Here is a 9,344-nt window from a genome sequence, read left to right on the forward strand (position 1 = left end):
ATTTTATATTTATTGGTAAATATATACTAAGTTTAAACCATCTTTATATAAATAACCAAAATTTTCTTCTCGTTTTACTTGTTAATTTAATTAAATCGTCTTAATATTAATTTTGCAAGGCAATTTTTTTGAAAGAAGGGATTATTTTGCACTTTACACAACGAGAGCAAGACAAGTTAATGATAGTTGTGGCTGCAGAAGTCGCTCGTCGCAGAAAAGCACGAGGCCTTAAACTTAATCATCCTGAAGCGCTCGCTTTAATTAGTGATGAACTACTAGAAGGAGCACGTGATGGTAAAACTGTTGCTGAACTTATGAGCTATGGAAAAACGATTTTAAATGAAGAAGATGTCATGGATGGCGTTGCAAGTATGATTAAAGAAATAGAAATCGAAGCAACATTCCCAGATGGAACTAAATTAATTACTGTCCATCATCCAATAGTTTAAGGAGGACAAAAATGATTCCTGGAGAAATTAAAGTTAAAAATACTGAAATAGAAATAAATAAGCATCATCCTGAAACAGTCTTAGAGGTTAAGAATACTGGTGACCGACCTATTCAAGTTGGTTCACACTTCCATTTTTTCGAAGCTAATCAGGCATTAAAATTTGATCGTGAAAAAGCTTACGGTAAACATTTAGATATTCCTGCCGGTGCTGCGGTAAGATTTGAACCCGGTGATGAAAAAGTAATTCAACTCGTTGAATATTCTGGACGTCGCAAAATTTATGGATTCCGTGGTTTAGTTAATGGAGATATAGATGAAGAACGCGTATATCGCCCTACTGGTAAGGAAGATGAAAATGCTGGTGTCTTCGGGGATGAAGGCGAGCAAAACGCAAATAAAAAAGGTGGTAAGTAATCATGAGTTTTAAAATGACACAATCTCAATATACAAGTTTATACGGTCCAACCGTTGGAGATTCAGTGAGATTAGGTGATACAAACCTTTTTGCACAAGTTGAAAAAGATTATGCCAATTATGGAGATGAAGCTACTTTCGGTGGTGGTAAATCTATCAGAGATGGTATGGCTCAAAACCCTAACGTCACTCGAGACGATAAAAACGTTGCGGATTTAGTACTTACCAATGCACTTATCATTGATTATGACAAAATTGTCAAAGCAGACATTGGCGTTAAGAATGGTTACATTTTCAAAATTGGTAAAGCTGGAAACCCTGACATTATGGACAACGTAGATATTATTATTGGTTCTACTACAGATGTCATTGCAGCAGAAGGTAAAATCGTTACTGCTGGCGGTATTGATACACATGTTCACTTTATTAATCCTGAACAAGCGGAAGTTGCGCTTGAAAGTGGTATCACAACTCATATTGGTGGAGGAACTGGTGCCTCTGAAGGTGCAAAAGCTACTACTGTAACACCTGGACCATGGCATATTCACCGTATGTTAGAAGCCGCTGAAGAATTACCTATTAATGTAGGATTTACTGGTAAAGGTCAAGCCGTTAACCACACTGCTTTAATCGAACAGATTCATGCAGGTGTTATTGGTCTTAAAGTACACGAAGACTGGGGAGCTACGCCTTCAGCATTAAGTCATGCATTAGATGTTGCAGATGAATTTGATATTCAAATCGCATTACACGCAGATACGCTAAATGAAGCAGGATTTATGGAAGATACGATGGAAGCTGTTAAAGGTCGAGTACTTCACATGTATCACACTGAAGGTGCTGGCGGTGGACACGCACCAGACTTAATTAAATCCGCTTCTCACCCTAATATTCTACCGTCATCTACGAACCCTACCCTACCTTACACACAAAATACTGTCGATGAACATTTAGATATGGTTATGATTACACACCACTTAAATGCTTCTATACCTGAAGATATTGCATTCGCAGATTCTCGTATACGTAAAGAAACAATTGCAGCAGAAGACGTACTCCAAGACATGGGTGTCTTCAGTATGATTAGTTCAGACTCTCAAGCAATGGGTCGTGTTGGTGAAGTTATCCTTCGTACTTGGCAAGTTGCACACCGTATGAAAGCACAACGTGGCTTCCTTGAAGGAGATTCAGAATATAATGATAACAATCGTATTAAACGTTATATTGCGAAATATACTATCAACCCTGCGATTACTCATGGTATTTCTGAATACGTAGGTTCTGTTGAAGCTGGTAAATTTGCAGACCTTGTAATGTGGGAACCTGCTTTCTTTGGGGTTAAACCTGAGCTTATCGTTAAAGGCGGTCTTATCAATTCAGCGGTTAATGGTGATGCAAACGGCTCTATTCCAACTTCTGAACCTCAAAAATATCGTAAAATGTACGGTCAATATGGCGGAAATATTACACATACAGCAATGACTTTCGTTTCTAATACTGCTTATGAAAATGGTATTTATCGTCAATTAAATTTAAAACGTATGGTTCGTCCCGTTAAAAACATTCGTAAACTGTCTAAAGCAGATATGAAAAACAACAATGCTACACCTAAATTAGATGTAGATCCGCAAACTTATGAAGTATTTGTTGATGGTAAAAAAATCACCAGTGAGGCAGCAACAGAATTACCACTCACTCAAAGATACTTCTTATTCTAGGAGGCATGCACAAATGATTATTGAAGAAATCCAAGGCAACATTGCAAATTTATCTCCAGAAGAAAAGCAAAAGCACGTTGAAAAAGTTTACTTAGAAAATTCTGATTTAGTTAAACGCATCCAACGTGTTACAACTGATCATGGCAATGAAATCGGTATTCGTTTAAAACAACCTATCGATTTGCAATATGGAGATATTTTATTCCAAGACGATAAGAATATGATTATTGTCGACGTTAACTCTGAAGATTTATTAGTTATTAAACCTAGAAATCTTAAAGAAATGGGAGATATCGCACATCAACTTGGTAACCGTCATCTCCCTGCTCAATTTACAGAAACTGAAATGTTAGTTCAATATGACTATCTCGTAGAAGATTTATTAAAACAACTAGGCATCCCTTATAGCCACGAAGATAGAAAGGTAAATCAAGCCTTTAGACATATAGGACATTCTCATGATTGATCATCAAAAATTGAGATTATTTCAGTTCTGTGATTCACAATTTCCAACCGGTGCGTTTAGTCACTCATTTGGACTTGAAACATATATACAACGAGAAACAGTCAATGATGCTGAATCATTTACACGTTGGTTAAAACTATTCCTAAATGAACAATTAACGTATGCTGATGGCTTAGCCATGAGAATCGTATATGACGCACTAGAAAATAATAACGAGAGCAAAATACTAGAAATCGATCAAAAAATTTTCGTACAAAGTTTACCTAAAGAAACACGTGTGGGTACCAAGCAGATGGGTACACGTATGGTTAAATTAGCATTGGAACTTTACGATGCGACTTGGATTCATTGGTATCATAATCAAATGAAACTTAAAAAAGCGAAATTGCACCCTGCGATTTGCTTTACCATGCTGGGACATCACCTAGGTCTCGATATCAATACGATTATCGATTACTATTTATATCAAAATGTTTCAAGTCTAACGCAAAATGCTGTAAGAGCTATTCCTCTCGGACAAACAGCTGGACAAAAAGTAGTCAAAGAAATGATTCCATATATTGAAAGAACACGTGATCACATTATAGATTTAGAAGAATCTAACTTTGGCATGACCGCTCCAGGTCTAGAACTTAATCAAATGGAACATGAAAATGTTAATGTAAGAATATTTATTTCATAGGAGGCCAGATTATGGCAGAACCAATAAAAATTGGAATTGGCGGACCTGTAGGTGCAGGTAAAACTCAATTAATTGAAAAAGTCGTTAAACGTCTATCAAAAGATATGAGTATCGGTGTTATTACAAATGATATTTATACTAAAGAGGACGAAAAAATATTAGTCAATACGGGCGTATTACCTGAAGATAGAATTATTGGTGTAGAAACGGGTGGATGCCCACATACTGCTATTCGTGAAGATGCTTCTATGAATTTTGCAGCAATTGATGAACTTTTAGAACGTAACGATGATATAGAACTCATTTTTATTGAATCAGGTGGCGATAATTTAGCTGCTACATTCAGTCCTGAACTTGTTGATTTTTCAATTTATATCATCGATGTTGCGCAAGGCGAAAAAATCCCACGTAAAGGTGGTCAAGGAATGATTAAATCTGATTTCTTCATTATTAATAAAACAGATTTAGCACCATATGTAGGCGCATCTTTAAATCAAATGGCTGAAGATACTAAAGTTTTCCGTGGTAATCGACCTTTCGCTTTCACTAATTTGAAAACAGACGAAGTAATTGAATGGATTGAACGAGATACACTACTTAAAGGGTTAGCATAATGACACAATCTAAATGGACAGGAGAACTTGACTTAACAGTATTTCATAACGGTAAACGTTCAGTTGCACGAGATATATTTTTCAAGAAAGCACTGAAAGTCATTCGTCCTGTCTATCTTAACCAATCTACAATTCCAACCTTTTACATTGTAAATGTAGGTGGCGGATATTTAGACGGCGACCGATATCGTTTAAATATAAATCTTGAAGAAAATGCACAAGTCACACTCACATCACAAGGTGCAACTAAAATTTATAAAACTTTGAATGACCGTGTAGAACAATATCAGACATTCAATTTAGAGAATAATTCATATATGGAATTTGTAGCAGATCCTATTATTGCTTATGAGAATGCTAAATTCTATCAACATAATACCTTTAATTTGAAAAGTGAAAGTTCAATGTTTTACACAGATATTTTGACACCTGGTTATTCTTCCGACGACCAAGACTTTACCTATAAATATATGCATTTAGTGAATGAAATATATATGGATGGTGAATTAGTCACTTTTGACAATATGTTATTAAATCCCGAGAAGAATCAAATCGACTCAATGGGTTATATGGAAGATTATACACATCTAGGTTCAGCGTATTTCGTTCATCCTGATGTCAATCAGAACTTTATAGATGAAATTTATGACACGATTTCTCATTTTGAAAAGGAAATGGATTGTAGATTAGGCATTTCTCAATTACCTACTCACGGTCTTGCTATCAGAATACTCGCACACCGCACTCAAGCAATTGAAAAGATATTAACACATGTTCAATCCTTCATTGCACAAAGACTTTATCATCGTCAACTTGATTTTTTAAGAAAATACTAAATAATTTTGTTCAATTTAAAAAGACTAGGTATACTATATTGGTAGTATACCTAGTCTTTTTTAGAAATCTTCATCTTAAAACACACATGAAACTTCAGTTCTCTAGTATTATTAAATATATTTTTCTAATTCTGCAATTAACTTTTTAATTTTCTCTCGTTGTTCTGCTGTTACAAATACAATAACTGTTCTTTCATCATGCACGCTTCGCTTTTTTGATAGTAAATTCAAGTCTTTTAACTTTTGTAATGCTTTCGTTAAATAGTACGGTTTAAATTCTGAACATGTAGCAATTTCTTTTGAAGATATTTCGTTAGATTCACTTTTTAAAATGTGATTAAGAATATAAATTTCTTCATAATTTAAATTATACTGCTTTTTAGTATCTCTAAAAAATTTCTTCACTTGAAATGTAGCATTGACCAAATCATTGATGTCTTTTATTTTTCCCATTTTAAAACCACTCCTCTGATGCACATCTTGTTGTAGAAAGGTTCACATGTATTTTATCTAATCGAAAATTTCTCCGCCCATGTTACAAAATACATTTTAAACAAATAGGTATAAAAATTCAATATTTTTATTACTACAATATGCATTTATAGATTTATTTCTAAACCCAAACATTTATATTAGTGATTTTGATGTAATTAAAATTTATAATCCAAATGATATAACACTAATTACACCAACGTATTTTTTAAATTTTTTATATTACCTATCAGTTTAATTGGACTTCACATAATATTTTGTTAAGAATGATTAAAAGGTATTTTGACATCAAAGTTTATTCTCAAATCAATAGCTACACGTTTTTATTGAATCTTTTGCTTAACGTAATCTACAAACGCTTGTACATCCTCAGTTTTTATTTGTTTCATTGGGACCTTCCCAATATTAAATTCAAACATGATATCTTTACCGTCATAATCAACTTGATTCACTTCATCATAACGAATATTTCTATAGTAGAATTGACCATTCATATCTACATTCATGATTAAGCGTTCATTCGTGGCAATAAAAGCACCTTCGAATTCATTTTGACCTTGCACGCTATACTCAATCACACCTAAAACTGATGGTCCTTTCTTTTCAGTTGGAAATAAATCGTCTGGATTTACATTGTCTAGAATCATAAGTAATTACGCTCCTTGCTATATCTTTCATTATAAATTTAATTATAATTGTTCTATTCCCTTTTCTAGACATCTGTAACATTCCTCAATTGTAGATTTGATATAAGGTACCTTCTCTTCTTTAATAGTTAATACGATATTTCGCTCATCTTCCTTACTTCTACTTTTATCTACATAACCTTTTAATTGTAATTTCTTAATAATTGGACTCACTGTAACAATCCCTTTTAACGAATGTGCTTTAATATTTTTAAAAGTGGTTTGCTTGTTGTTAATAATAAGTAAACCTAGAATATAAAGTTCTTCCAATGATAAGTGTTTAAAGTTGGCGGATTTTTGAATTTCTTCAAATTGTTCATGACACGTAAAATAGTATGGAATGATGGAGAAGTGATGTATATGCTTGATTGACTTTGACTTCATTTCTAGAAATGCTTTAAAATCTTCAAACATTTGTAATACTTTTTCTCGTTGATGCTGAGTTAAATTAATGACTAGTCGCCTCTGATCTAATGGATCGCGTTCTTTTGAAATCCAATTAAAATCATATAAATGGGTAATGAGCTTAAGTAAATGATTTTTTTTATAATTTTTGTAAAAAATAATAGCATTCAAACTTAAGCCTTCGCTGTGATGATGAGTAAATTGATAAATAAACTGTAATAGTTTAAATTGTTCTATTGTTAAGTAATAGGAAAATCTTAAATATTCTATTGATATGTGATCTAATACAAAGTGCGCAAGAAAACTTTTAATCTTCTGTTGATGCATTTGATGACAATCCTCTCTTAGCAATCAACCACGCTCTACAATGAACTAAGAAATTTGATGTGGGCAATACTAACTTTAGGAATATCGATTGAAGAATTTATTACGTCTTTATTATTTAATTTAGCTAACCAATGCTGGTTATGATACAGCATAAGATTGTCCAGACTTTTATTCTCATTCATCGCATATTGTTGAATATCTATATATTCAGTGTCTGCATGGCTGAGTTGTTTAATATCTGAAAAAATTAATCGATACTGATGCACATTCATTTTTACCTTACTATTTAAAAAGTAAGTTACCACTTGATACTCATGTTTATATCGCGTCATTATCATCTCATTGCTTCTATAGACAATATTTCCTCTTAACTGATTTAGCATACTTAATACATATGTTAATAACTGAAACGAGTTTAATTCTTGTTTGACTATTTTAGTTATTTCATATTGTTCAGATTGTGGTAACACTAATCCGCCCAATTTATCATAATGCGTCATCAATAATTTAAAATGATTAAGTATTGTTTGATTTAATATCGTTTCTTTACTATTTACTAAACAATCTACTTCAACAATTAATTTGGAGAGTGAAATGTTTACTCTTTCAAGTTGCATGACAGGTATCATGATTTTATCCACTTTTGATTCTATTTGTGTTAAATCTACTTCTTCGTATTGACCCTTTTTAAATCGATAAATCAATTGATACTCTTCAAAATATCTATTAATCATTTGTTTAAGTTGTTCAACAAAATGACTTGTTACCCTTTCAATAAGAAATCCTAAATGAAGATGATTAAATTGTCTTAATACTAAAAACAATACATCTAATGCATGATTAAAAGACATTTTTTCATTTGAAGTAAATACATCTGATCTTTGAGTTGTTATTTTAAATATTGGAGACATATTTGAATCTGCAATAAAGTGTAAGAGTTTGTATAACTCTTTGATAAACACTTCTCTTTCTTTTGAAATATTTAAATAATCCAACTCTACAATATAGTGTATCGTTCTTTTATTGATATTTAGCGCTCGTTTCATTTTTAGAAAAGACAATTGATCAAAATAATTACTTTTATTTTGTTCAATGTAGATGTCTGACGGATGATATCTCACATGACTTTCTTTCATCTTTATTTGTCGTTCTTCTATTTTATGCTGAGTTGTTTCTTGTATTGAACTCACTAACTTTAGAATATGTCGATTTAAATCAATTTCTTCAGATTCATTTTGGAAGATAGACGTCGTTCTATAATCTTTTCTAATCAATTTAGGTGTTTGTCCATATGTATCTTTAAATAACTGTATAAATCGAGAATAATGATGAAATCCATGCTCAATAGCTATATCTTCAATTGGTCTATGTGTAGTTAAAATATCGATAAGACAAAACTTTAATCGAATATGATTAAGATATTGATTAAATGTTTGAAAAGGCGTTTCCTTAAACATATGCGTAAGTGTTTGATTAGATATATTTACTGCATTAACCAAATCTTGTTTATGTATCTTATTATCGTGATGGTTGACTAAATATTCATGAACTTCTTCAGAAAAATACATCCTCTTATTAAACTTTAAATATTCAACTTTACAAGTACTTAATTCTACAAGAATATATTGAATTAATTTATTCGTTTCTACTTCATCTGTTTTCTGGATACAATGCATTTCTAATAATTTTAAAATCCAATATTTAGTTCTACCTTTTTCATCTTTATCAATTTTTGAACCACTGGATAAAATATGATGCCCAGTAATTCTCATATATAAATGAATAGGTATGTCGATTACACAGCATATCGAATCTTTACTACTTTCTATACTATAAATATCATTTAGAATCACAAATGCGATTTCATCTTTGCTTAAGTCAAATTCTTGTAAATTGATAGTCATTTTACAATTGCCATTTAAACAGTAGAATACTCTTATACTTAACGCTTTAGTTGTTTCTATAGCTAAATGATTAAAAACACGTATCGAATAATTATCTCTCATATGTCTTCCTCGCGATGTATTAATGTGTTTTTGTTTAATAAACTTCTCCCCGACTGTCAAAACTAAATTTAACTAGACAACATCTATTTTTCACTAATAATTGTACAATGTTCAAAATTTTAGCTGTAACAAATTAGATTAATATTATATCAATTTTCATTTTTATTTAAATAGCCTAACTCAATATTTTTACCTCAATATCCTTAATAAATCTTTTAATATCCACTCTATTTACTCATTCGTTATA

General features: G+C 31.7%; 11 protein-coding genes. 7 read left to right on the forward strand and 4 right to left on the reverse strand.

The genetic code is table 11. From position 1 onward, the window contains the following. Positions 1-146 precede the first annotated feature (146 nt). The 7 genes from CD155_RS02560 to CD155_RS02590 are packed head-to-tail and all read left to right on the forward strand — an operon-like array spanning position 147 to position 5,181. The gene (locus CD155_RS02560) at positions 147-449 is read left to right on the forward strand and encodes an urease subunit gamma (protein WP_037541599.1); all 303 of its coding nucleotides are present in this window, start codon (positions 147-149) and stop codon (positions 447-449) included. An 11-nt stretch (positions 450-460) separates the two neighbouring features. Then, positions 461-865 (forward strand): urease subunit beta, encoded by a 405-nt coding sequence (locus CD155_RS02565; protein ID WP_103212429.1) that lies wholly within the window; start codon positions 461-463, stop codon positions 863-865. Positions 866-867: 2 nt separating this feature from the next. Beyond that, positions 868-2,583, forward strand: coding sequence for an urease subunit alpha (ureC, locus tag CD155_RS02570; protein WP_103212430.1), 1,716 nt, complete (start codon positions 868-870; stop codon positions 2,581-2,583). A 13-nt stretch (positions 2,584-2,596) separates the two neighbouring features. Further along, on the forward strand, positions 2,597-3,049 hold the full coding sequence (gene ureE, locus CD155_RS02575) for an urease accessory protein UreE (RefSeq protein ID WP_002443831.1): 453 nt from the start codon (positions 2,597-2,599) through the stop codon (positions 3,047-3,049). Next, positions 3,042-3,731: an urease accessory protein UreF gene (locus CD155_RS02580; RefSeq protein WP_070871879.1), complete on the forward strand. Its 690-nt coding sequence runs from the start codon at positions 3,042-3,044 to the stop codon at positions 3,729-3,731. The genes ureE and CD155_RS02580 overlap by 8 nt, the downstream gene beginning before the upstream one ends. 11 nt (positions 3,732-3,742) lie before the next feature. Continuing rightward, the gene (gene ureG / locus CD155_RS02585) at positions 3,743-4,345 is read left to right on the forward strand and encodes an urease accessory protein UreG (protein ID WP_103212431.1); all 603 of its coding nucleotides are present in this window, start codon (positions 3,743-3,745) and stop codon (positions 4,343-4,345) included. Further along, positions 4,345-5,181, forward strand: a complete 837-nt coding sequence (locus CD155_RS02590) for an urease accessory protein UreD (RefSeq protein ID WP_103212432.1) — start codon at positions 4,345-4,347, stop codon at positions 5,179-5,181. The genes ureG and CD155_RS02590 overlap by 1 nt, the downstream gene beginning before the upstream one ends. 111 nt (positions 5,182-5,292) lie before the next feature. Here the strand turns inward: CD155_RS02590 and CD155_RS02595 are convergent, their stop codons facing one another. The 4 genes from CD155_RS02595 to CD155_RS02610 all read right to left on the reverse strand — a co-directional run bounded on the left by CD155_RS02595 (position 5,293) and on the right by CD155_RS02610 (position 9,097). Further along, complete coding sequence (locus CD155_RS02595) at positions 5,293-5,634, reverse strand: SarA family transcriptional regulator (protein ID WP_037541600.1); 342 nt, start codon at positions 5,632-5,634, stop codon at positions 5,293-5,295. 362 nt (positions 5,635-5,996) lie between these two features. Beyond that, the gene (locus tag CD155_RS02600; protein WP_070830316.1) at positions 5,997-6,320 is read right to left on the reverse strand and encodes a PH domain-containing protein; all 324 of its coding nucleotides are present in this window, start codon (positions 6,318-6,320) and stop codon (positions 5,997-5,999) included. 42 nt (positions 6,321-6,362) lie between these two features. After that, on the reverse strand, positions 6,363-7,091 hold the full coding sequence (locus CD155_RS02605) for a transcriptional regulator, SarA/Rot family (protein ID WP_103212433.1): 729 nt from the start codon (positions 7,089-7,091) through the stop codon (positions 6,363-6,365). Between the two features lie 35 nt (positions 7,092-7,126). Next, positions 7,127-9,097 (reverse strand): helix-turn-helix transcriptional regulator, encoded by a 1,971-nt coding sequence (locus tag CD155_RS02610; RefSeq protein WP_103212434.1) that lies wholly within the window; start codon positions 9,095-9,097, stop codon positions 7,127-7,129. Between the last annotated feature and the right edge of the window lie 247 nt (positions 9,098-9,344).

This window comes from Staphylococcus caprae (assembly GCF_002902725.1).
GTDB lineage: Bacteria > Bacillota > Bacilli > Staphylococcales > Staphylococcaceae > Staphylococcus > Staphylococcus caprae.